The organism is Mesorhizobium sp. USDA 4775 (assembly GCF_054062655.1).
Genome location: NZ_JBSSFM010000001.1, coordinates 2,076,527 through 2,099,175, shown reverse-complemented (window position 1 = coordinate 2,099,175; position 22,649 = coordinate 2,076,527). Strand labels below are relative to the sequence as shown.

At 64.1% G+C, this 22,649-nt stretch carries 18 protein-coding genes and 1 pseudogene; 11 read left to right on the top strand and 8 right to left on the bottom strand.

Features of this window, described 5'->3' with window-relative positions; translation table 11 throughout:
• Together ACVILI_RS10105 and ACVILI_RS10100 are read left to right on the top strand one after the other, a co-directional pair.
• Entirely contained in the window at positions 1-1,044 is a 1,044-nt protein-coding gene (locus tag ACVILI_RS10105) for a tartrate dehydrogenase (protein ID WP_038644698.1), read from the top strand.
• Positions 1,045-1,061: 17 nt separating this feature from the next.
• Entirely contained in the window at positions 1,062-2,519 is a 1,458-nt protein-coding gene (locus ACVILI_RS10100) for an NAD-dependent succinate-semialdehyde dehydrogenase (protein ID WP_240564819.1), read from the top strand.
• A 133-nt stretch (positions 2,520-2,652) separates the two neighbouring features.
• Here ACVILI_RS10100 and ACVILI_RS10095 read toward each other — a convergent pair whose 3' ends face one another.
• Positions 2,653-3,927 carry an NAD(P)/FAD-dependent oxidoreductase gene (locus ACVILI_RS10095; RefSeq protein WP_038644694.1) on the bottom strand — a complete coding sequence of 425 codons (1,275 nt, stop codon included), beginning with the start codon at positions 3,925-3,927 and terminating at the stop codon, positions 2,653-2,655.
• A 16-nt stretch (positions 3,928-3,943) separates the two neighbouring features.
• A complete protein-coding gene (locus ACVILI_RS10090) occupies positions 3,944-4,612 on the bottom strand; it encodes a haloacid dehalogenase type II (RefSeq protein ID WP_038652131.1) in 669 nt (222 codons plus the stop codon).
• A gap of 309 nt (positions 4,613-4,921) precedes the next feature.
• Here ACVILI_RS10090 and ACVILI_RS10085 point away from each other — a divergent pair, with 309 nt between their 5' ends.
• The 7 genes and pseudogenes from ACVILI_RS10085 (at position 4,922) to ACVILI_RS10055 (ending at position 13,315) form a co-directional block, all read left to right on the top strand.
• Complete coding sequence (locus ACVILI_RS10085; RefSeq protein WP_038644692.1) at positions 4,922-5,761, top strand: GNAT family N-acetyltransferase; 840 nt, start codon at positions 4,922-4,924, stop codon at positions 5,759-5,761.
• 10 nt (positions 5,762-5,771) lie between these two features.
• A complete protein-coding gene (locus ACVILI_RS10080) occupies positions 5,772-7,145 on the top strand; it encodes an aspartate aminotransferase family protein (RefSeq protein WP_038644690.1) in 1,374 nt (457 codons plus the stop codon).
• Positions 7,146-7,409: 264 nt separating this feature from the next.
• Positions 7,410-8,104, top strand: a pseudogene (locus ACVILI_RS10075) (HAD-IA family hydrolase).
• 63 nt (positions 8,105-8,167) lie between these two features.
• Entirely contained in the window at positions 8,168-9,778 is a 1,611-nt protein-coding gene (locus tag ACVILI_RS10070) for an ABC transporter substrate-binding protein (RefSeq protein WP_457102425.1), read from the top strand.
• Between the two features lie 86 nt (positions 9,779-9,864).
• Positions 9,865-10,815 carry an ABC transporter permease gene (locus tag ACVILI_RS10065; protein WP_019860281.1) on the top strand — a complete coding sequence of 317 codons (951 nt, stop codon included), beginning with the start codon at positions 9,865-9,867 and terminating at the stop codon, positions 10,813-10,815.
• 2 nt (positions 10,816-10,817) lie between these two features.
• Positions 10,818-11,663 carry an ABC transporter permease gene (locus tag ACVILI_RS10060; RefSeq protein WP_141700908.1) on the top strand — a complete coding sequence of 282 codons (846 nt, stop codon included), beginning with the start codon at positions 10,818-10,820 and terminating at the stop codon, positions 11,661-11,663.
• Positions 11,660-13,315: an ABC transporter ATP-binding protein gene (locus tag ACVILI_RS10055; RefSeq protein WP_038644683.1), complete on the top strand. Its 1,656-nt coding sequence runs from the start codon at positions 11,660-11,662 to the stop codon at positions 13,313-13,315. The genes ACVILI_RS10060 and ACVILI_RS10055 overlap by 4 nt, the downstream gene beginning before the upstream one ends.
• Here ACVILI_RS10055 and ACVILI_RS10050 read toward each other — a convergent pair whose 3' ends face one another.
• Together ACVILI_RS10050 and ACVILI_RS10045 are read right to left on the bottom strand one after the other, a co-directional pair.
• On the bottom strand, positions 13,316-13,792 hold the full coding sequence (locus ACVILI_RS10050; protein ID WP_038644681.1) for an Lrp/AsnC family transcriptional regulator: 477 nt from the start codon (positions 13,790-13,792) through the stop codon (positions 13,316-13,318).
• A gap of 9 nt (positions 13,793-13,801) precedes the next feature.
• The gene (locus ACVILI_RS10045) at positions 13,802-15,877 is read right to left on the bottom strand and encodes an NADH:flavin oxidoreductase (protein WP_038644679.1); all 2,076 of its coding nucleotides are present in this window, start codon (positions 15,875-15,877) and stop codon (positions 13,802-13,804) included.
• 72 nt (positions 15,878-15,949) lie between these two features.
• On the opposite strand from ACVILI_RS10045, the gene ACVILI_RS10040 reads away from it, so the two are divergent.
• On the top strand, positions 15,950-16,891 hold the full coding sequence (locus ACVILI_RS10040; RefSeq protein WP_038644677.1) for a LysR substrate-binding domain-containing protein: 942 nt from the start codon (positions 15,950-15,952) through the stop codon (positions 16,889-16,891).
• Between the two features lie 43 nt (positions 16,892-16,934).
• Here the strand turns inward: ACVILI_RS10040 and ACVILI_RS10035 are convergent, their stop codons facing one another.
• The gene (locus ACVILI_RS10035; protein WP_038644676.1) at positions 16,935-17,411 is read right to left on the bottom strand and encodes an Lrp/AsnC family transcriptional regulator; all 477 of its coding nucleotides are present in this window, start codon (positions 17,409-17,411) and stop codon (positions 16,935-16,937) included.
• A 223-nt stretch (positions 17,412-17,634) separates the two neighbouring features.
• On the opposite strand from ACVILI_RS10035, the gene ACVILI_RS10030 reads away from it, so the two are divergent.
• Positions 17,635-18,960 carry an NAD(P)/FAD-dependent oxidoreductase gene (locus tag ACVILI_RS10030; RefSeq protein ID WP_240564820.1) on the top strand — a complete coding sequence of 442 codons (1,326 nt, stop codon included), beginning with the start codon at positions 17,635-17,637 and terminating at the stop codon, positions 18,958-18,960.
• A 38-nt stretch (positions 18,961-18,998) separates the two neighbouring features.
• Here ACVILI_RS10030 and ACVILI_RS10025 read toward each other — a convergent pair whose 3' ends face one another.
• Genes ACVILI_RS10025 through ACVILI_RS10015 form a run of 3 tightly spaced genes read right to left on the bottom strand, consistent with a single transcriptional unit; the run spans position 18,999 to position 22,647 of the window.
• Positions 18,999-20,366, bottom strand: coding sequence for an FAD/NAD(P)-dependent oxidoreductase (locus ACVILI_RS10025; protein WP_038652128.1), 1,368 nt, complete (start codon positions 20,364-20,366; stop codon positions 18,999-19,001).
• Positions 20,363-20,665 (bottom strand): (2Fe-2S)-binding protein, encoded by a 303-nt coding sequence (locus ACVILI_RS10020; RefSeq protein ID WP_038644674.1) that lies wholly within the window; start codon positions 20,663-20,665, stop codon positions 20,363-20,365. Before ACVILI_RS10020 ends, ACVILI_RS10025 begins: the two co-directional genes overlap by 4 nt.
• Positions 20,662-22,647 (bottom strand): hydantoinase B/oxoprolinase family protein, encoded by a 1,986-nt coding sequence (locus ACVILI_RS10015; RefSeq protein ID WP_240564821.1) that lies wholly within the window; start codon positions 22,645-22,647, stop codon positions 20,662-20,664. The genes ACVILI_RS10020 and ACVILI_RS10015 overlap by 4 nt, the downstream gene beginning before the upstream one ends.
• Positions 22,648-22,649 lie beyond the last annotated feature (2 nt).

Below are 22,649 nucleotides of genomic sequence, written 5' to 3'. Positions count from 1 at the left end.
ATGAAGTCCTATTCGATCGCCCTGATCCCCGGTGACGGCATTGGCCGCGATGTGACCGCCGCCGCCTGGTCAGTGCTGGAGACCGCAACCAAACACGCGGGCTTTGCCTTGACCGGAACCGAGTTCCCCTGGTCCTGCAAATTCTACAAGGAGACCGGCCGCATGATGCCGCAGGACGGCATCGAGACCTTGCGCGGCTTCGACGCCATCCTTCTCGGCGCGGTCGGCTGGCCGGCGGAGGTGCCGGATTCCGTTTCGCTGCACGGCCTGCTGCTGCCGATCCGCAAGGCATTCGTGCAGTACGCCAACATCCGCCCGCACCGGCTGCTGCCGGGCGTGACAGGGCCGCTGCGGGCGGAAGGTTTCGACATATTGTGCATCCGCGAGAACACCGAAGGCGAATATTCGGGCGCCGGCGGGCGCGTGCATCAAGGCACGCTGGACGAGGTCGCGGTGGAGACCTCGATCTTCACCCGCGCCGGTGTCGAGCGCATCCTGCGCTTCGGCTTCGAACAGGCGCGGTCGCGGCGGGGCAAGCTGGCCTCCGTCACCAAGTCCAACGCGCAGAAATACTCGATGGTGTTCTGGGACGAGATCGCGCGAAAGCTGGCTGCGGATTACCCTGACGTCGAAGTGACCAGCTATCATGTCGATGCGCTCGCCGCGCGCATGATCATGGCGCCGGAGAGCCTCGACGTGGTGGTCGCCTCCAATCTGTTTGGCGACATCCTCACCGACATCGGCGCAGCGATCCAGGGCGGGCTCGGTTACGCCGCCTCCGCCAACATCAATCCCGACCGCTCGGCGCCGTCCATGTTCGAGCCGGTGCATGGCTCGGCGCCCGACATCGCGCATCTGGGCATCGCCAATCCGATCGCCACCATCTGGTCCGGCGCCATGATGCTCGATCATCTCGGCGAAAAGGCCGCGGCCGACCGCGTCATGAAGGCGGTCGAAGCCGCAACCGCCAGAGGCATAGGCACCGTTGCCGGCAAGGACCGCACGGAAGCCATCACCGCCGCGGTCGTCGCGGCGCTCACCTGATTGCAAGGTCGTTTTCGATGAAAAACCTGAAAGACAAATATCTCTTCCGCGAAGCCGGCCTGATCGGCGGCGAATGGGTCGCTGCCGGCTCCGGCAAGACCGTCAATGTCATCGATCCGGCGACGCAGGTTGCCATCGGCACCGTACCGGACATGGCCGGCCCGGAGACCCGCGCGGCCATAGACGCCGCCTCCTCCGCCTATGGCGACTGGAAGAAGAAAACCAACGCCGAGCGTGCTGGCCTCCTCGAGGCATGGCACGGCCTGATGCTGGCGCATCTGGACGATCTCGCGCTGATCCTGACGACGGAACAGGGCAAGCCGCTGGACGAGGCCAAAGGCGAGATCCGTTACGGCGCCTCCTTCGTCAAATGGTTCGCGGAGGAGGCGCGCCGCATCAACGGCCACACCATCCCCTCGCCGACGCAAGACCGTCGCATCATCGTGCTGAAGGAGCCGGTGGGCGTTTGCGGCATCATCACGCCGTGGAATTTCCCCAATGCGATGATCACTCGCAAGGTCGCGCCGGCATTGGCCGCCGGCTGCACCGTGGTGATCAAGCCGTCCGAGTTCACGCCCTATTCGGCGCTGGCGCTCGGCGTGCTTGCCGAACGGGCTGGTATTCCCGCCGGCGTCATCAACATCGTCACCGGCATGCCCACGGAGATCGGCAACGAGATCATGGCGAACGAAACCGTCCGCAAAATCTCCTTTACCGGTTCGACGCGCGTCGGCTCGCTGCTGATGCGCGGTGCGGCCGACAGCGTGAAGCGGCTCAGCCTCGAACTCGGCGGCAACGCGCCCTTCATCGTCTTTGACGACGCCGATCTCGACCTCGCCGTCGAGGGCGCGCTGGTGTCAAAATTCCGCAATGGTGGCCAGACCTGCGTCTGCGCCAACCGCATCCTCGTCCAGGCCGGTGTCTACGAAACCTTCGCCGCCAAGCTTTCGGCTCGCGTCAGCGCCATGACGGTGGGACCGGGCACGCAGCCCGGCGTCGCTATCGGGCCGATGATCAACATGGCGGCGGTCGAGAAGATCAACCGCCACGTCGAGGACGCGCTCGCCAAGGGTGCTGCCATCATCACCGAGAAACCGGTGCTGCCGGAGGGCCCTCAGTATGTCGCGCCGCTGGTGCTGAGCGGCGCCACAAAGGACATGCAGCTTGCCGGTGAAGAGACGTTCGGTCCGGTCGCGCCGCTCTTCCGGTTCGAGACGGAACAGGAAGCGATCGCGCTGGCCAATGGCACGCCTTACGGACTTGCCTCCTATTTCTACACCGAGAATTTGAAACGCGCCTGGCGCGTCGGCGAGGCGCTGGAGTTCGGCATGGTGGGCTTGAACACCGGTTCGGTCTCCATCGAAGTCGCCCCCTTCGGCGGCGTCAAGCTGTCCGGCCTCGGCCGCGAGGGCGCGCAGGCCGGCATCGAGGAATATCTCGAGATGAAGAGCTTTCACATGGGAATAGGGCAGTAAGGGAGTAAGGGAGTAAGGCAATACGGCAGTACGGAAGACAGCACCCTACTGCCCTACTGCCCTACTGCCCTACTGCCCTACTGCCCTACTGCCCTACTGCCCTACTGCCCTACCGCCCTACCGCCCTACTGCCCTACCTCACCCGGTCGAGCGCCTTGTAGTAGAGGCCTACCATCGGCAGGAACCAGGGTTTGCCGGAATAGCCGGGAATGGATGGCCATTCGAGGCCCTTGAGCGGATTGCGGTCCTCGCGGCCGAGCATGGCATCGGCCAGGATCATGCCGAGATGGGTGGAAAGCTGCGCACCGTGGCCGGAATAGCCCATCGCGTACCAGACACCGTCATGGTAACCGGCGCGCGGAAAGCGGTCCTTGGTCATGTCGACCAGCCCGCCCCAGCAATAGTCGATCTCAACCTTGGCAAGCTGCGGAAAGATCGCCGCGAGGCCCGCCCGCAAGATCTGTCCGCTCCTTGCGTCGGAGCGCTGATCCGATGTCGCCGAAAAGCGTGCGCGGCCGCCGAAGATCAGACGATTGTCCGGCGAGAGCCGGAAGTAGTTACCGATGTTCATCGAGGTCACGCATGTCCGGTTGCCGGGCATGGTGGCAGTGATCTCGGCGTCGCTTAGCGGCCGCGTGGCGATGATGAAGCTGCCGACGGAAATGATCCTGCGGCGGAAATAGCTGAAGTCAGGCGTGGTGTAGGCGCCGGTCGCCACCAGCACGTTGTCGGCGCTAATGCGGCCGCGCGAAGTGGTCAGCTCATGCCTGCTGCCGGCCTGCTTGCGATCGGTCACCGCCGTGTTCTCATGGATGACGGCGCCATGGCGGGTGGCAGAAGTGGCGAGACCCGCCACATAGCGGCCCATATGCATCATGGCACTCTTCTTCGACAGCATCGCGCCATGGAAGGGCGAGCCGATCTCGGATTTGAGATCGGCCGCCGACAGCAGCGCCGTATCCGGGTCCACCTCGGCATGGAGGGCTTCGAAGTTGCGGGCGATCGCTTCGAAATGCTGCGGCTTCGAGGCGAGCTTCAGCTTGCCGGCGCGGCGGAAATTGCAGTCGATGCCCTCTTCGGCAACCAGCGCGTCGATGGTGTCGACGGAACTGTCGAGCGCCCGGTAGAGCGCGATTGCCCGCTCCTTGCCGAGCTCCGCCTTGGCCGAGAGATAGCTGTGGGCGAGGCCGTTGTTGAGGTGTCCGCCATTGCGCCCGGACGCGCCCCAGCCAACACGCTCCGCCTCCAGCACGGCCACCTTGGCACCGGCCTTCGCCAGCTGGCGCGCGGCGGCAAGGCCGGTGAAGCCGCCGCCGATGATGGCGGCATCATAGTGCCCCTCGACCGGGCCTTGCGCCCCGCCGGAAAAGACCGGGGCGGTATCGTGCCAGTAGGAGACGAACTTCATCGGCAATCCGCCTGTTTCAGAGCCCAACGACGCCCGCCAGACCGGAAATGTCCGATATCTCGACATAGCCGTAGTACGGGTTGGCCGGTTCGTGGCCGCGATTGACCCAGACCTTGTTCTTGATGCCGAGATCGTGCGCGGACATCAGGTCGTAGCGGAACGAAGACGAGCAGTGAAGCACATCCTCCGGGCCGCAACCCAACCTGTCGAACATGTATTCGAAGGCCTTGAAACGGGGCTTGTAGGCCTGCGCCTGCTCGGCCGTGTAGACTGCATGGAACGGCGCGCCGAGCTTCTCGACATTGGACATGATCTGCGCGTTCATGGCGTTGGAGAGGATGACCAGCGGAATTTCCTTGGCGACCTTCGCCAGGCCCGCCGGAACGTCGGCGTGCGGCCCCCAGGTCGGAACGCGCTCATAGACCATCCTGGCGTCGTCGTCGCTGAAGGCGACGCCGTTGCGCTTGCAGGTACGCTCGAGCGCGCTATGGACGACGTCGGCATAGGGCTTCCAGTCGCCCATGATCTCGTCGAGCCGATACGCCGAGAAATTCTTGATGAACTCCTGCATGCGCGGCTCGTCGAGGCGGCTGCCGTAGAGGTCGCGCGCCGCTTCCGCCATCTGGAAATGGATCAACGTGCCGTAGCAGTCGAAGGTGATGTATTTGGGCCTGAAGGAAGCCATGTCCGTCGATCTCCGGTGGAAGCACATCCGCGTTGGGATGTATTCATCATAGGACGGCAGGCAGCGGCCCACCTGACCGAAATCACCCTCTCGAAAGCAGAAAGTTCCGTATCCGCGGTCCGGTTTGGCACGCTGTAGCATCTGGCGTGCCGATTGTGGTGCCGCCCGCGGCGTGAGGCGCCTGCACCGCCAGCACAAGATGCGGCGCACCGCCTGCGCTACGGCGAAAGATACCGTCGAAGCCAGGGCCTTCAGACGATCTGCGGCGCGCTGATGGTCGAAACTTGGCATCAGACGGAAGGATGCCTCATGCCGCAGGGCGAGATCGAACTCCAGGCCTTCGGGCCGCACCATATCGAGGGCGCCGTGGCGCTTTCTCGCCAGGAGAATTGGCCGCATCGCCCGCAGGATTGGCAGATGGCGTTGCAGCTTTCGAGCGGCGCGGTCGCGCTCGATGGTCAGGGCCGCGTCACCGGAACCATCCTGGTCACGCCCTACGGCATGGATTGCGCCATGATCAACATGGTGATCGTCGACAGGAACGCGCGCGGCAAGGGGCTTGGACGCCAGCTTATGGATCAGGCCTTCGCCTTGGCCGGGAACCGTCCGCTGCGGCTCGTCGCGACGGCAGACGGCATGCCTCTCTATGAGAAATTGGGCTTCGTGCCGTCCGGCACCATCCTGCAGCATCAGGGCAAGGTTGCGGAGCTTGGTGCGCCCGGTGGCGTGGCAGCCGCAGGCATCGACGATCTCCCTGAAATCAAGGCGCTGGACCGCGACGCCTATGGCGCCGACCGCGAAGCTCTGATCGATGCGCTGGCGGAGCGCGGCCAGTTCGCCGTCATCCGCCGCAACGGCGCCATCGAGGCCTATGCCGCGATCCGCCCGTTCGGACGCGGCGAGGTGATCGGTCCGGTCATCGCGGGAAGCGCCGACGAGGCGAAGGCCCTGATCGGCTTCTTTGCCGCGCCGCGTCCCGGCGCCTTCCTGCGCGTGGATACCGGCAGCGTGACCGGCATCGCCAGCTGGCTCGAGGAAATCGGCCTCACCCATGTCGGCGGCGGTGTGGCCATGGACCGTCCACCCAGGACGGGCGCGGACCGGATCAGGCCGAAAGTTTACGCGCTCGCCAACCAGGCGCTCGGCTAGGAGGATAACAATGCTCGCCAATTCGCTGATCGAACTCGACCGCGCCCATCTCATCCACCCGGTCGCTTCATATCGTGGCCACGAGGCGCTTGGCGTGCGTGTGCTGAAATCGGCGAAAGGGGCGACCGTGACCGACGCGTCCGGCAAGCAACTCGTCGATGGCTTCGCCGGGCTGTGGTGCGTCAATGCCGGCTACGGCCATGACAGCATCGTCGAGGCGGCGGCCCGGCAGATGCGCGAGCTTCCCTACGCCACTGCCTATTTCGATCTCGGTTCGGAGCCCGCCATCCGGCTCGCCTCAGAACTGGCCGAGCGGGCGCCGGGCGACCTCAATCACGTCTTTTTCACGCTTGGCGGGTCGGACGCGGTCGACAGCACGATCCGTTTCGTCCGCTACTACTGGAATGCCAAAGGCGAGCCGCAACGCGACCAGTTCATTTCCATCGAACAGGGTTACCATGGGTCGTCGGTGGTCGGCGCGGGCCTGACCGCCCTGCCCGCCTTTCACGCCGGTTTCGGCATTCCCTTCGAATGGCAGCACAAGATTCCTTCACCCTATCCCTATCGCAACCCGGTCGGCGAGGACGGCAACGCGATCATCGCCGCATCGCTCGCCGCGCTGAAGGCCAAGATCGAGGCGATCGGGCCGGAACGGGTCGCCGCCTTCTATGCCGAGCCGATACAGGGCTCGGGCGGCGTCATCGTTCCGCCAAAAGGCTGGATCAAGGCCATGCGCGGACTCTGCCGGGAGTACGGCATCCTGTTCATCGCCGACGAGGTGATCACCGGTTTCGGCCGCACGGGACCGCTGTTCGCCTGCACCGACGAGGAGATCGTCCCCGATTTCATGACGACCGCCAAGGGGCTGACCTCGGGTTATGTTCCCATGGGCGCCGTGTTCATGGCCGATCATGTCTACAATGTCATTGCCGATGGCGCGGGCAGTTCGGCCGTCGGCCACGGCTATACCTATTCCGCCCATCCCGTCAGCGCTGCCGTCGCGCTCGAAGTGTTGAAGCTCTATGAAGACGGCCTTCTGGACAATGGCATCAAGGCCGGTGCTCGCCTGATGGCGGGATTGCAGGGCTTGAGGGGCCATCCGCTTGTCGGCGATGTACGCGGTCGCGGCATGCTTGCCGCCATCGAACTGGTGGTCGACAAGGACAAGAAGACGCCGCTTCCGGCGTCGGCAATGCCGGCACGGCGTATCTTCGACAGGGCGTGGGACAACGGCCTCATCATCCGTGCGTTTGCCAACGGGGTTCTCGGCTATGCTCCCCCGCTCTGCTGCACCGACGCCGACATCGACGCGGTCATCGAGCGCACACGCCGGACGCTCGACCAGACGCTGGCCGATCCCGATGTCCGCCAGGCTGTGGCATGAAGGCGGCGGAATATGTCGCGTCTCGAAATATCGCCGGGGCGGATGATTTCGCAATTTTGTGCCGCCCCTTCACGCCTTTTCGGCGAATCCAGCGCGGGGGAAGTGCCAGACTGCTCATAAGACAAGGCCAGAAAGCTTGGATCTCCGGGCCTTCGAAAGGCCACGCCCCAGGCAGCACGGAATTTTGTTCTGTTCAACACATGCAATTCGGCCGAACGCAGAGGAGAGCCAGTCTTGGCCAGGGGCTTTAGCGAATTCAAATATATGACCTTCGACGTGGTTGGTACGCTGATCGACTTCGAAGGCGGGATCACGACCTGCCTGGCGGGAATTGCCGCCGAGGCCGGCGTTTCGATCGATGGCGAGGAAGCGCTGAGCCTCTACCGGCAGGCCCGTTACATGCCCGATGCCGGCCTGTTTCCCGACGATCTCGTGCGTGTCTACACAGCCATCGCGCCGCAACTCGGCCTGCCGGCCGAGGAGAAATACGGCATCCGGCTGCGGGACTCGGCCAGCGTCTGGCAAGGCTTCCCCGACAGCGCGGCGGCATTGGCGGACCTTGCGAAGTCGCACAGGCTGATCGCCATGACCAATGCAAGACGTTGGGCACTAGATCATTTCGAAAAGCAGCTCGGTTCGCCCTTTTTCGCCACCTTCACGGCCGATGATACAGGCACGGAGAAACCGGACCCGGCCTTCTTCCAGAAGGTCTTCGATTTCGTGGCCTCCCGGGGCGACAGCAAGGATGACATCCTGCACGTCGCGCAAAGTCAGTACCACGACATCGGCATATCCCGAGCGCTTGGCGTGACCAATTGCTGGATCGAGCGCCGGCACACGCCCAGAAGGGCTATGGCGGCACGATCGAGCCCGATCGCTTCACCGCGCCGAACTACCACTTCACGTCAATGGCCGCCCTTGCCGCAGCCGTGCGGGAAAGCCTGAAGGAACGAACCTGAGCCCAAACCCGGAAAGCCGCAGCAAGACGAGCAAGCCGGAAAACAAACAGAAAGGGGAATGATATGACCGACAAGATCACGAACTGGACCAGCGCAGACGATGCCATGGTCGAAAATGCCATCCGGCGGGGCGCGAGCCGCCGCGAACTCCTCAAGATGCTGCTGGCCGGCGGCGCCGCAGTCGCCGCGGGCAGCATAGTGCTTGGCCGTGCCACCAATGCGGTCGCCGCCACACCGGTTTCCGGCGGAACGTTCAAGGCCGCCGGCTGGTCGTCCTCGACCGCCGACACGCTCGATCCGGCAAAGGCGTCGCTGTCGACCGACTATGTCCGCTGCTGCTCGCTCTACAACCACCTGACTTTCCTCGACAAGGACGGCGTCACGCAGATGGAGCTGGCTGAAAGCTTCGACAGCAAGGACGCCAAGACCTGGACGGTGAAGCTGCGCAAGGGTGTCACCTTCCACGATGGAAAGGCTCTCACCGCCGATGACGTGGTGTTCTCGCTGAAGCGCCATCTCGATCCGGCGGTCGGTTCCAAGGTCGCCAAGATCGCAGCGCAGATGACCGGCTTCAAGGCGGTCAACAAGTCGACCGTGGAGATCACGCTCGCCGACCCGAATGCCGACCTTCCGACCATCCTGGCGCTACACCATTTCATGATCGTCCAGGACGGCACCACGGACTTCTCCAAGGGCAACGGCACCGGCGCCTTCGTGCTGCAGACGTTCGAGCCGGGCGTGCGGTCGGTCGTCACCAAGAACAAGAATTATTGGAAATCAGGCAAGCCCTATCTCGACTCCTTCGAGTTCATCGCCATCAGCGACGACAGCGCCCGCGTCAACGCCCTGCTTTCTGGTGACATCAATTTTGCGGCTTCGATCAATCCACGCGCGATGAAGCTCATTGGCGGGCAGCAGGGCTTCGAGTTGTCGAAGACGACCTCGGGCAACTACACCGACCTCAACATCCGGCTCGACATGGATCCGGGCAACAAGGCCGACTTCGTGGCTGGCATGAAGTATCTGGTAAACCGCGAGCAGATCGTCAAATCGGCGTTGCGTGGACTTGGCGAGATTGGCAACGACCAGCCTGTCTCCCCGGCAAACATCTTCCACAATCCCGACATCAAGCCGAAGGCTTTCGACCCGGACAAGGCCAAGTTCCACTTCCAGAAGTCAGGCTTGCTCGGCCAGTCCATCCCCGTGATTGCTTCCGACGCCGCGACCTCGTCGATCGACATGGCTGTTATCATCCAGGCCGCCGGCGCCGATATCGGCATGAAGCTGGACGTCCAGCGCGTTCCGTCGGACGGCTACTGGGACAATTACTGGCTCAAGGCGCCGATCCATTTCGGCAACATCAATCCGCGCCCGACGCCGGACATCCTGTTCTCGCTCCTCTACGCCTCCAACGCGCCCTGGAACGAAAGCCAGTACAAGTCCGAGAAGTTCGACAAGCTGCTCGTCGAGGCGCGCGGCTCGCTTGATCAGGCCAAGCGCAAGGAAATCTACAACCAGATGCAGGGCATGGTCTCAGAGGAGGCCGGCACCATCATCCCGGCCTACATTTCCAACGTTGATGCTCTCTCCAGCAAGGTGAAGGGTTTGGAGGCGAACCCGCTCGGTGGCATGATGGGCTACGCAATGGCGGAATATCTCTGGCTCGAAGCCTGAGAGGCACCTGCCGGGGACCGGACAGCCGGTCCCCGGCACCTATTGCGCAACATGGCTTGGCCGAACGCAACCGCAGGAGCGCTTCAATGACGTCTGGGGTTCTAAACCTCGTGCTGAAGCGGCTGGCGATCGCGGTCGTCACGCTTCTGATAGTGCTATTCGCGGTTTTTTTCGCCACCAGCATGTTGCCTGGCGATACCGCGTCGATCCTGCTCGGCCAGGCAGCCACCCCGGAGGCGGTCGCCGGCCTGCGCGAAGCCATGCATCTCAACGATCCGGCAATCCTGCGCTTCCTGCGCTGGCTTCTCGGCCTGCTCCACGGTGACCTCGGCACCTCCTATGCCAATGAGATGCCTGTCGCGGCGCTGATCGGCGGGCGCTTTGTCAACACAATGGAGCTCGCCGGCATCACCACCCTGCTCTCGGTGCCGCTGGCGCTGACGCTCGGCATCACCGCCGCCATGCTGCGTGGCTCCCTCTACGACCGAACCGTCACCATCCTTTCGATCGGCGTCATCTCGGTGCCGGAATTCATGGTCGCGACCCTCGCGGTCCTGCTTTTCGCTGTCTATCTCAAATGGCTGCCGGCACTTTCCTCGGTCAATGAGGCGCACACGCTGACCGACCTGGTGCGCATCTATGCAATGCCCGTGATCACACTCACCTTCGTCATCTCCGCACAGATGATCCGCATGACCCGTGCGGCTGTGATCGAAACGCTCTCCACGCCTTATGTCGAGATGGCGCTTCTCAAGGGCGCTTCACGCGGCCGCATGGTGCTCAAGCACGCGCTTCCCAATGCGCTCGGGCCGATCGTCAACGCGGTTGCGCTGTCTTTGTCCTATCTGGTCGGCGGCGTCATCATCGTGGAGACGATCTTCAACTATCCCGGCATCGCCAAGCTGATGGTCGATGCGGTTGCGACCCGCGACCTGCCGTTGATCCAAAGCTGCGCAATGATCTTCTGCCTCGGCTATCTCTTGCTCATCACCGTCGCCGACATTATCGCCATCATGTCCAACCCGAGGCTCAGGTGACAATGGCGCGTGTGGCAGCTTCCCCACGGTCCTTCCTGGGCCACAGCTACAATCTCGTGGGCGTCGTGGCCGCGCTGGTCATCCTGGCGTGGACGCTGATCGCCATCTTCGCGCCCGCCATCATTCCCCATTCGATCGGCGACATAGTCGACGACGACTATTTCGGCCCGATGCGTCAGGGTCTATGGCTCGGCTCCGACTATCTGGGGCGCGACATGCTCTCACGGGTGCTCATGGGCGCGCGCTACACTGTCGGCATATCGCTCGCCGCCGTCGCCATCGCCTGCTTTTCGGGCGTGGTGCTGGGGATGGTCGCGGCCGTCACCGGCGGCTGGCTCGACACCTGCCTAAGCCGATTCCTTGACGCCATGAACTCCATCCCCAGCAAGCTGTTCGGCCTTGTGGTCGTCGCCGCGGTGGGCTCGTCGATCCCGGCGCTGATCCTGACGCTCGCCGTCATCTACATACCCGGCGCTTACCGCTTCGCACGGGCGCTCGCCGTCAACATCAATACCATGGACTTCATGACCGTCGCCCGCGTCCGCGGCGAAAGCACCGCCTATCTCATCGGGTCCGAGATCCTGCCCAACATCATCCGCCCGGTTCTGGCCGATTTTGGCCTGCGCTTCGTCTTCATCGTGCTCTTGCTCTCAGGCCTGTCCTTCCTCGGACTCGGCCTGCAGCCGCCGCTCGCCGACTGGGGCGCCCTGGTACGCGAGAACATCGGCGGCCTGCCCTTCGCGGCTCCCGCCGTCATCATTCCCTCGCTGGCGATCGCCAGTCTCACCATCAGCGTCAACCTGCTGATCGACAACCTGCCGCAGAAGATCAGGGACAGGGATACATGACCAATCTCGTCGAGGTCAGGAACCTGAGGATCGAGGCGACGACGGACGCCGGACGCATCGTCGAAATCATCAAGGGCGTCAGCATCGACATCGCCGACGGCGAGATCGTCGCCCTGATCGGGGAGAGCGGCTCCGGCAAGACAACGGTGGCGCTCTCCCTCATGGGCTATGCGCGGCCCGGCTGCCGGATCACCGGCGGCGAGATCAATGTGAACGGCAAGAACATGGCGGCACTGTCCGAAAAGCAGCGCGCCAAATTGCGCGGCACCGACATTGCCTATGTTCCGCAAAGTGCCGCCGCCTCCTTCAACCCCTCGTCGACGATCATGGAGCAAGTGATCGAGGTCACGCGCATCCACGGCCTTATGCCGCCCGAGCAGGCGCGAAAGCGCGCGGTCGAACTGTTCCGGGCTTTGTCGCTGCCGGATCCGGAAGGGATTGGCGCGCGCTACCCGCACCAGGTTTCAGGCGGGCAATTGCAGCGGCTGTCGGCGGCCATGGCGCTTATCGGCGATCCCAAGCTGGTCATCTTCGACGAGCCGACCACCGCGCTCGACGTGACCACGCAGATCGACGTGCTGAAAGCATTCAAGGCGGTCATGCGGGCGGGTGGGATAGCGGGGGTCTATGTTTCGCACGACCTCGCCGTCGTCGCCCAGATCGCCGACCACATCGTTGTGCTGAAGGGCGGCGAAGTGCAGGAGACCGGCACCACCGCTCAGATTCTTTCGGCCGCCCAGCACCCCTATACGCGCGAACTTTTGGCTGCCTTCGAGCCGAAGCCGCGGCAAGCGCACGCGGACACGGATGCCGGCGCGAAGCCGTTGCTGCGTATCGACAATGTGACCGCCGGCTATGGCGCGGTGCGGGATAACGGGCTGCCACTCATCCGGGCCGTCGATTCCGTCAGCCTGGTCGTCGAGAAGGGACGCAACCTCGGCATTATCGGCGAATCCGGCTGCGGAAAATCGACGCTGGCGCGAGTCATCGCCGGCATCCATCCGGCGGCGGCCGGCGACATCATATTCGACGGCAAAGAACTGCAGCGCGCCGCGGGGAAACGCAGCCAGGACCAGTTGCGCGAGATGCAGATCGTGTTCCAGTATGCCGATACCGCGCTCAATCCGGCCAAGCCTGTGGAGGACATCATTGCCCGGCCGCTGGCCTTCTATCACCAACTCGACAGGCAGGCGCGCTCGAAGCGCGTCGATGAACTGCTCGACATGGTTCGCCTGCCCAGGACGCTGCGCTACCGTCGGCCGTCGGAGCTCTCGGGCGGCCAGAAGCAGCGCGTGAACTTCGCGCGCGCCCTGGCGGCCGGACCCAAGCTCATCATCTGCGACGAAATCACCTCGGCGCTCGACACGGTGGTGGCGGCCGCCGTGATCGACCTGCTCAAGGAGCTGCAGCGCGAGCTGGGCCTTTCCTACATTTTCATCAGCCACGATCTCTCCGTCGTCGAAGCGATCTGCGACGAGATCATGGTCATGTATAACGGGCAGCGGGTTGAACAGATCACGCCCGACAGGCTGCAAGCGCCAAGCCACCCCTATTCGAAGCTTCTGTTCTCCTCCGTGCCCAAGCTCGATCCGACGTGGCTCGATGGCCTCGTCCGCGACCCGGAGCTCGTCAGCCAGTACGGCCATCGCTGATTACATCGGAAACAGGCTGGGCAGCGGCATATGCGCCTTGATGATGGGTGACTTCAGCACCACGAAGCTGAAACACTTGTCGATGCCGATATCCATGTCGGTGAGCCGCTCGACGATCGCCTGATATTCGGCAATCCCACCCGTGACGAATTTCAAGAGATAGTCATAACGGGCGGACACGCGGTGGCATTCGACGGCGGCATCAACCTTGTCGACGGCGGCAAGGAAGCGCGCGAAGTCGATCTGACGATGGTTCTTCAGCGTGATTTTCGTGAAGACGGTGAGCGTGCGCCCCAGCTTGGCGACGTCGATCTGCGCCGAAGAGCGGACGAAATAGCCTTCGGCCTGCGGCTTCTTTACCCGCATCAGGCAGGGGTTGGGGGAGAGATTGACCAATTCCGCCAGCTCCACATTTGTGATGCGGCCGTTCTTCTGCAGCTCGTACAAAATCTTGATGTCGATCCGATCGAGTTTCATAGGCCCTGCCTACAATTGCGAGCAGAGCCGGTAGGCCTCGTAGATCGACGAGTAGATGTCCCTGCTAGCAACGGCGTCGCCGATGCGGTGCAGGACGAAAGAACCGGCAGCTTGGGGACCTTTGTCCCCCTTCGTTTCCGTTCCCGTCATCAGTGCTATGTCGGTGACGCCGTTATTGGCTGAGCGCGCGCGCAATTCCTGGTAAGTGTCCTCCATCGGCACCGTGCCGCGCTCGACAATGAGTTGGGCCGCCGTCATTTCCGTTTCCGCACCGGTGAGTTCATGCCGAAACGTGGCGGCGATGCCGTTGCCCTGGCGTACCGCCTTGACCAGACGCACATCACAGACAACGCGGATGCCGCGTTCCGTGGCGCGTTTGCGAAAACTCACCCGGTCCGGATAGGGCGTCTCGATCGCCAAAGTGTCGTCGGCTATGGCCAGGCTGACCACGCGCCCCGGACGGGCCAGATGCAGGGCGCAGGAAATTGCCGCCTGGCGTCCGGTCTCGTCGTAGATGAGCACGTCGTCCTTTGCCGGCACGACCCCGGTCAGGACGTCCCAGACGCTGTCGCAATGTTCGGCACCCTCCAGCCATTCCATATCAGGAATGCCGCCGGTGGCCACGATGACCGCGTCCGGTCTTGCGGCAAGGACGATTTCTGCGTCCGCATAGGTGTTGAGACGGACTTCCACTCCAAGCCGAGCGAGTTCGTCGACGCGCCAGTCGACTATGCCGATGAGATCCTTGCGGTCGGACGCTGCAGCCGCGACGAGCACCTGCCCGCCGAGCCGTGCCGCGGCTTCGAGCAGGCTCACTCTGTGTCCGCGCTCGGCGGCGACCCTTGCCGCTTCCATCCCACCCGGACCACCGCCGACCACGACCACCCGTTTCGGCGTCTCCGCCCGGTCGATGATGTGGTTGACGATGGTCTCATGGCCGCTGGCCGGGTTGTGGATGCACTGCACCTTCTTGTACAGGCAGTAGGACGCGCCGACGCAGGGGCGGATGCGTTCTTCCTCTCCGCGCATCACCTTGTTGACGATGTGCGGGTCGGCGATATGCGCGCGCGTCATGCCGACCAGGTCGACAAGGTTTTCGCGGATCGCATGACGAGCCGTGGCGACATCCCTGATCGCTGCGGCGTGGATGACGGGCAGTTTGGTTTCCCGTTTGAACTGCCCGACCAGCGGCAGAAACGGCGCGCTCGGGCTGAACATGCCGGGCATGTTCTGCTCGGCCAGCGACAGGTCGGTGTCCATGCGGCCGAAGATGCAATTGAAGAAATCGACATGGCCTTCCCGCTCGAACAGCCTGGCGAAGGCTAGGCATTCCTCGAAATCCGACCCGTCGTCGACCGCCTCGTCGATCACCAACCGGATGCCGACAGCGAAGTCGTCACCCACCGCGCGGCGTATTGCCTCGTGAACCATCAGGCCGAAGCGCGCGCGGTCTTCCAGCGAGCCGCCGAAGCCATCCGTGCGCCTGTTGGTTCTGCGTGAGAGGAATTGCCCGATCAGATGGCCGCCGGTGACCGTCTCGACGCCATCCAGACCGCCGTCCACGCAGCGCCTTGCCGCTGTGGCGTAATCCTTGATGATCCTGTCGATGTCGGCGGCGTCCATCTCCTTCGGGAAATTTCGGTTTCGCGTCTCGCGAATGCGCGATGGCGCCACTGGCGGCAGCCAGTTTCCGGCATAGGCGGTGGCGCGCCGTCCAAGATGCGAGACCTGGCACATGACGGCGGCGCCATGGCGATGAACGCGCTGCGACAGCGACTGGAGATGAGGCACGATACGATCGCTGGAGAGGTCCAGCTGACCGCCGCCCCAACTGGAGTCGGGCGAGGTCATGGCCGAGCCGCCCGCCATGCTCATCGCCAGGCCGCCGCGCGCTTTCTCCTCATGGTAGCGCTGGTAGCGCTCGAGCGGCAGGCCGCCATCGTCCAGCATCGAAGCATGACTGGTGCTGACGACACGGTTGCGGAGCCTCAGGCCCTTGAGCCGAAACGGCTGCAGCAGGGGATCGCCGGATGTGCCGTCCGCTTGAGATGCCGCTGTCTTCACGCCCTGCTCCACCCCATTCATGAAGCTTATAGTTCGTCATTTGCGGAGCCGGAGAAAGCTTGAAAATTGTTGGGGTAGCTATACGCTGAGCGTATGGCTGGTTTCGCAAAACTCGTTCCTTCCGCACGCGGACTGCTGGTCTTCGAAGCGGCTGCCCGGTCGGGCAGTTTCACCGCCGCCGCGCGCGAATTCAACGTCACGCAACCATCCATCAGCCGCAGCATCGCCCAGCTCGAGGCCGATTTTGGCATCGCTCTTTTCACGCGGGGGCCAACCGGGTTGGCGCCGACCGCGGAAGGGCGTGCCCTTTACTCGGCCGTGCGGGAGGGATTTGACGGCATCGAGGAGGTGATCCGGAGAATCAAGCAGAACGATGCGGCAAAGCCGGTGGTTACCCTTTCCCTTTCGAGTTCTCTGGCGACGTATTGGTTCGTTCCCAGGTTAGGGGCTTTCAACACCAGGTTTCCCGATGTGGACCTGAGGTTCGAGCTGATCGCGGGCGTTCTGAGAGGCCCCGCCGAGAATGTCGACCTTGCCACGAGAATCCTGGCCGATGACGATACGCACTATCATCATTGGCCATTCTCGCCGGAAGTCATCGTTCCGGTGTGCAGCCCAGCCTATCTGGCGGCCCACGGTCGGCTGATCCACGCCGGAACCGGGGAAGGTCATGTCCTGCTGCACCTGAGCGACGCCAAGGAGCAGTGGCTGGACGCCTGGGGCAGCGTCGCAGACCGCAAGACCAGCAGGGCAAAATGGCTCGAATTCTCGGACTACGCGGTCGTGCTGCAGGCCGCGATGAACGGGGAGGGCGTGGCGCTCGGCTGGCTCAGCAACGTTTCAAGGGCGTTGCTTCAGGGAACCCTGGTCCCAGCCTCGGACAGGCAGATCAACACGGGCCGGATCCATCAGCTGATTGCACCGCGCTCACGGCCGGTGCGGCCTGTGGTCTCCGATATCCAGGCCTGGATGATCGCCGAGATGCAAGTCGAATTGAAAGCACTGCAGCCGATCTTGCGGCTGGACATCGCGTAGCGAGCCGCAGGCGACAGATGTAGCGCGGCGCTGCCACCGCCGACTACCTCGGAAACAGGCTGGGCAGCGGCATGTGCGCCTTGACGATGGGGGACTTCAGCACGACGAAGCTGAAATACTTGTCGATGCCGATATCCATGTCGGTCAGCCGCTCCATGATCGTCTGGTACTCGGCTATTCCGGCGGTCACGAATTTCATCAAATAGTCGTAGCCGCCCGACACGAGGTGGCATTCGATGACCTGATCGATCTTCTCCACCACGGCGAGAAAGCGGGCGAAGTCCACCTGGCGATGGTTCTTCAAGGTGATTTCGGTGAACACGGTCAGCGTCTGGCCAAGCTTGCCGATATTGACCTGTGCGGAATAGCCCTCAATGTAGCCCTCCGACTGGAGCTTCTTGACCCGCATCAGGCACGGGCTTGGCGACAGATGCACCAGGTCGGCCAATTCCACATTGGTGATGCGGCCGTTCTTCTGCAATTCGTGAAGAATCTTGATATCGATCCGATCCAGCTTCATGGTCGTCTCCGCAGAACGCACGCCACAGCACAAAATGCTGCCTTGCTTGTAGACATTGACACTACCACAGCCCGTTGGCCTGTCCATCCAAGCGGACAGCGCTTTGAAACGCAGTCGCTCCCGATTTTGACCGAGCTGCCGGAATAAAATTCTGCTTCGGCTTCAACTGCGGCAGCGGCTGCCTGCGCAACACGGTAGATTGGCGCTTCAAGGCAGAGAGACCATGCGCGCGCCGCTACAGCAAATCGAGACATCTGGCGAACTGCCGCGATCCGCGGACGCGGTGGTGATTGGCGGCGGCATCGTGGGTGTCTTCGCGGCCTATTATCTGGCCAGGCGCGGCATGCGGGTCGCGCTTGTCGAAAAAGGGCGCATCGGCGCCGAGCAGTCCTCCAGGAACTGGGGATGGTGCCGCCAGCAGAATCGCGACGCCCGCGAGTTACCGATGGCGACACGCAGCCTCGATTTGTGGGACAGCTTTGCCACGGAAACCGGCGAAGACACCGGCTTTCGCCGATGCGGTTTGCTTTATCTCAGCAATGACGAGGCAGAACTGGCCGGCTGGGCACGCTGGCGTGACTTCGCCAAAACGGCTGGCGTCACCACGCACATACTCGACGGCGCCGAGGCCAGCAAGCGGGGCTGTGCCACCGGCCGGGCCTGGAAGGGCGGTGTCTTCTCCCCGACCGACGGCACCGCCGACCCGTCGCGAGCTGCCCCATCTGTCGCCCGGGCCATCCTCAATCTCGGGAGCACCGTACATCAGAATTGCGCCGCGCGCGGCATCGAGACCGAAAGCGGGCGCCTGAGTGGGGTGGTCACCGAAAGCGGAACGATCAGGACGAAGGTGGCAGTGCTGGCCGGCGGCGCCTGGGCTTCGTCCTTTTGCCGGCAGTTTGGCTTCCGCTTTCCGCAAGCATCTATCCGCTCCTCCATCCTGTCCGTCTCGCCGGGCGCGGAGGGTCTGCCGGATGCGCTGCACACGGCAAGGATCTCGGCCACGCGCCGCGGCGATGGCGGCTACACGCTCGCCATAAGCGGACGCGGCCGCGTGGACGTGACGCCGCAGCAATTGCGTTTCTCCTCGCAGTTCCTGCCCATGTTCCTGAAGCGGTGGCGAAGCCTCGCGCCCGGCGGGGTGCAGGGCGCGCGCTCGGGCCACGAAACGCTCCGGCATTGGCGGCTCGACCAGCCGACGCCGATGGAGCGGATGCGCATTCTCGATCCGGTTCCGGACCAGGCAACAATCCGCTTGACCCATGCCCGGGCGCTCGAACTTCTGCCCGAGCTTCGAAAGACCAGGATAAGTGCTTCCTGGGCCGGCTACATCGACAGCACGCCGGACGGTGTGCCCGCCATCGGCGAGATTCAAAGCGTTCCGGGCTTCTTCCTGGCTGCCGGGTTTTCGGGACACGGCTTCGGCATTGGACCCGGCGCCGGTCACCTCATCGCCGATCTGATGATCGGGTCGCAACCGATCGTCGATCCGAAATCCTACGATCCGCAGCGCTTCGATGTTTCGGCCTGGGGAAAGGTCGCCGATTTCTAAGACGTGACCGATGCCGAGGCGCGGTTTTCGCAATGGCATCAGCCTTTCCGGAGAAAGGCGTCGACAGGCGCAGGCCGCGCAGGGGCCTGCCCGCGAAACCGGCCGACGGCGTCGGGCGTGCAGCCGGCGTGCGCCGCTGCGAGTTCGACGGCCGCCAACTGGCAGTAGCGCCCTTGGCAGCGGCCCATGCCTACGCGCGACAGCGACTTCACCCGGTTGGCCTCGCCGCCGCCGAAATCCAGACTCTGGCGTACCTCTCCGGCAGTTACGTTCTCGCAGCGGCAGGCGATCGCGGCGTCGGGGAGCGCCCGCACCATCGCTGCCGGCCAGGGAAAAGCGCAAGCCAGGCCGTGGGCAAAGCGCTCTAGCCGCGCAAGCTCACGCAGATCGGCCGCGTTGGAGGGCGCTGGAAATCCAAGATCGGCAAGGCATGCCGCCGCCGCGAGACGCCCAGCGATCTCCGCGCCGTCCGCTCCCAGAAGACGAACCCCATCGCCCGCAAGATAGACTCCGTTGCCGGCGCGACCCATCCGGTCTGTCATTGGCAGCCATTGCCGCCACTGCTCGTCGTAGGTGAAGGCGCATCCCGCCAGGTCGGCCAGGTGCGTCTCCGCCCGCAGGTGCCAGCCCATGCCTATCGTGTCACATGGAGTGAGGCGCTGCCTTCCGCCGGCGTCGCGCCAGCGCATCGCCGTGACACCTTGCCCGTCGGCCTCGATCTTTTCGAGACTGACGCCTGCGTGATAGCGACCGCCGAGCCTTGCCCGCAGGGCGAGGCCGCGCAGTGCGACGAACGGCCGGGCGGCCAGCTTCCAGAGCCCGCGCATCTGCTGATCCCAGGGAGAGGTGTCGAGCACCGCCGCCACATCCGCTCCAGCCTTGACGAGTTGGGCACCGACCAGCGACAGCAAAGGCCCCGACCCCATCAGGACGATCCGCCGCCCGAGCGCCACGCCCTGCGCCTTTAGCGCGATCTGCGCCGCGCCAAGGCTATAGACACCGGCACTCTGCCAGCCCGGGACTGGAGCGACACGATCGGACGCGCCCGTCGCGAGGATCAGACGGTCATAGAAGATCATCTGCACGCCGCCCTCGCCCAGCACGTGCAGCCGCCCCGCCTGCACGGCGATGACCGAGCTTCCCGTGCAATGGGTGAGTCGCCCGTCGGCCGCCAACCGGTCGAAGACCGCATGCAGCGCACGCGCCTTCGCCGCCTCCGACCCATAGAGGTGCTCCGGCGTGCGGACGAACCCGTCAGGCGGGCGACGATAGATCTGGCCGCCGGCGCGCTGCCCTTCGTCGATCACAACCGGATGGAGCCCCGCATCGACCAGCGCCGCCGCCGCCCTTATGCCGGCGGGACCAGCGCCGACGATCACGATCCGCGTCGACGGGGCCTCACTCACGGCCAATTCTCCGGCGGCGTGGTGCGCAACCGCATGCCTTCGGCGATCAGGGTTGTGCACGCCCGCAGGCGCGGTCCCTCCTCCTGCCACACCCAGCAATCCTGGCAGGCCCCCATCAAGCAGAAGCCGGCGCGCGGCTCAGGTCCGAACTCGGACATCCGCAAGGCATGCCCTGACGCCAGCATCGCGGTCAGCACATTGTCGCCCTCGAGCGCCCTACGGATCTGCCCGTCAAAAAAGAAATGCACCCCCGCCCGGTCGCGCTCGGCCAGCCGGACGATACGGCCGGTGGTGATCATTCCGCGGCCTCGCGCACGGGGAGAGGACGCGGCAGTTCGGGGAAGCGTTCGCAAACGGCATCGAAAGCCGCCTGAACACCCTCCGACCCGGAGCGTCCCTTCATGCGGCGGAAGATCTCCGTCTTGGCGAAGAACCGCCAATGGATCGGCAAGTCCCTTAGTATGGCGGTGAGCCGGTCATAGGCTGGCGGCGTCCACTGCGCCTCGTAGCCTTCGCGCTCCGGACCGAAATGGAAATGGCCGGTGGCCGGCTCGTGATGCGCGCGCACTTGCCCCGTTGCCTGCTCGTCAACCTCGTCGCCACGGAGGACGACGCCATAGTCGCGTTCGGCCGCACCCGGCGAAAGATAGCCGCGCCGCACATCCTGCGCGACCCGCCAGGGCTCTCGTTCATACGGATCGCCGCGCCCACCGCCTCCGGCGGAGCGGATCTCGAGCACGTCGCCGGGCTGCAGGACCGCAGTGTCGATATTGCCCAGCGGCCGCTCCCGCTCGCTGCCCGGATTGACGACCATGTCCGACAGTCCGGCGGCCTTGCCGCCCAGCACACCCCAGGGACGGAAGAAACTGCGGTCGCGGTTGCGCGCCGTGATCCTGGAGTCTGGGGCAAAGACGCGAAAGGCCATGTCGGTCGCCAGCCCGCCGCGCCAGCGGCCCGCGCCACCACTATCCCTGGCGAGCCCGTATCTCACGAATTCGATTGGGGTCTCGGTCTCGGTGATCTCGATCGGCGTGTTCTTGAGGTAGGCGGCATCCGCGCCAGAGCCGTTGGTGCCGTCGCGATGCGGCATCGCGCCGCCGCCGCCCACGACCGGGTTCACCGCCGCGATGACGGTGCGGCTGGTGCGCTCGTCCGTGGTCATGACGTTGACGATGCAGTTGTTGCCGGCCGGAGCCGCGGGCAGGCGCTCCGGCACGGCTTGCGAGAAGGCGCCGAAGATGACCGACCGCAGCCGGGCGCAGGTGAGCGAGCGCATGCCGACCGCGGCGGGATGCACCGGATTCAGCACCGACCCAGTGGGTGCGATGCAGGTGAACGGCCGGGTGAGGCCTGTGTTGAGCAGGATCTTTGGGTTCAGCGTATAGAGCACATAGTAGACACCCACCAGCAGCATAGTGTGACGCGGATCGCCGCCCGAAGGCACGTTGAGCGAGGAACCGAGTTGCGGATCGGAGCCGGTGAAGTCTAGCACCGCCTCGTCGCCCTTGATCGTCAGCGTCAGCTTCAGCCGGCATGGATTGGCCTCGACCGAATCCTCGTCGGCGTAGTCGGCGAATTCCCAGGTGCCGTCGGACATGGCGCGCAGCACGTCGCGCGCTTGCGCCTCCGCATGGTCGAGAAGCGCGGAAACACCTTCGATGAAACCGGCCTTGCCAAACTTCCGCACCATCGCCTGGATCTTGCGCTCGCCGGTGTTGAGCGCCCCGACCAGCGCCTTGATGTCGCCGATGTTGAGGTCGGGCTTGCGCACATTGGTGCTCATGATCCGCAGGATCGACTCGTCGAAGACACCTTCCCGCACCAGCTTCATCGGCGGAAAGCGGATGCCTTCCTGATGGATTTCGGTCAGTGCCCGGCTGAGCGACGCCGGCACCGCCCCACCCATGTCGGTGTTGTGGATATGCCCACCGGTCCAGGCGACAATCTCGCCGTCGACGAATACCGGCTTCCACAGATGCGTGTCGGGCGCGTGCGTGGCGACGTGGCCGGAATAGGGATCGTTGGTGAAGGCAATGTCGCCGGGCCGGTAGTCGCCGACCATCGCAATGGCGCGGTGATAGGAAAGCCCCGGATACCAGGTGGCGCCAAGCTCCATCGGCACGGCGAAGGTCGCTCCCGACCGATCCATCAGCATCACCGTAAAATCCTGCGTCTCCTTGACGAAGGCGGAGTGCGCGGTGCGATGCAGCGTATGGGCCATGTTCTCGGCGGCCGCGCGGGCATGGTTGGCCAGAACCTGGAGGTTTGTACGGTCAAACATGG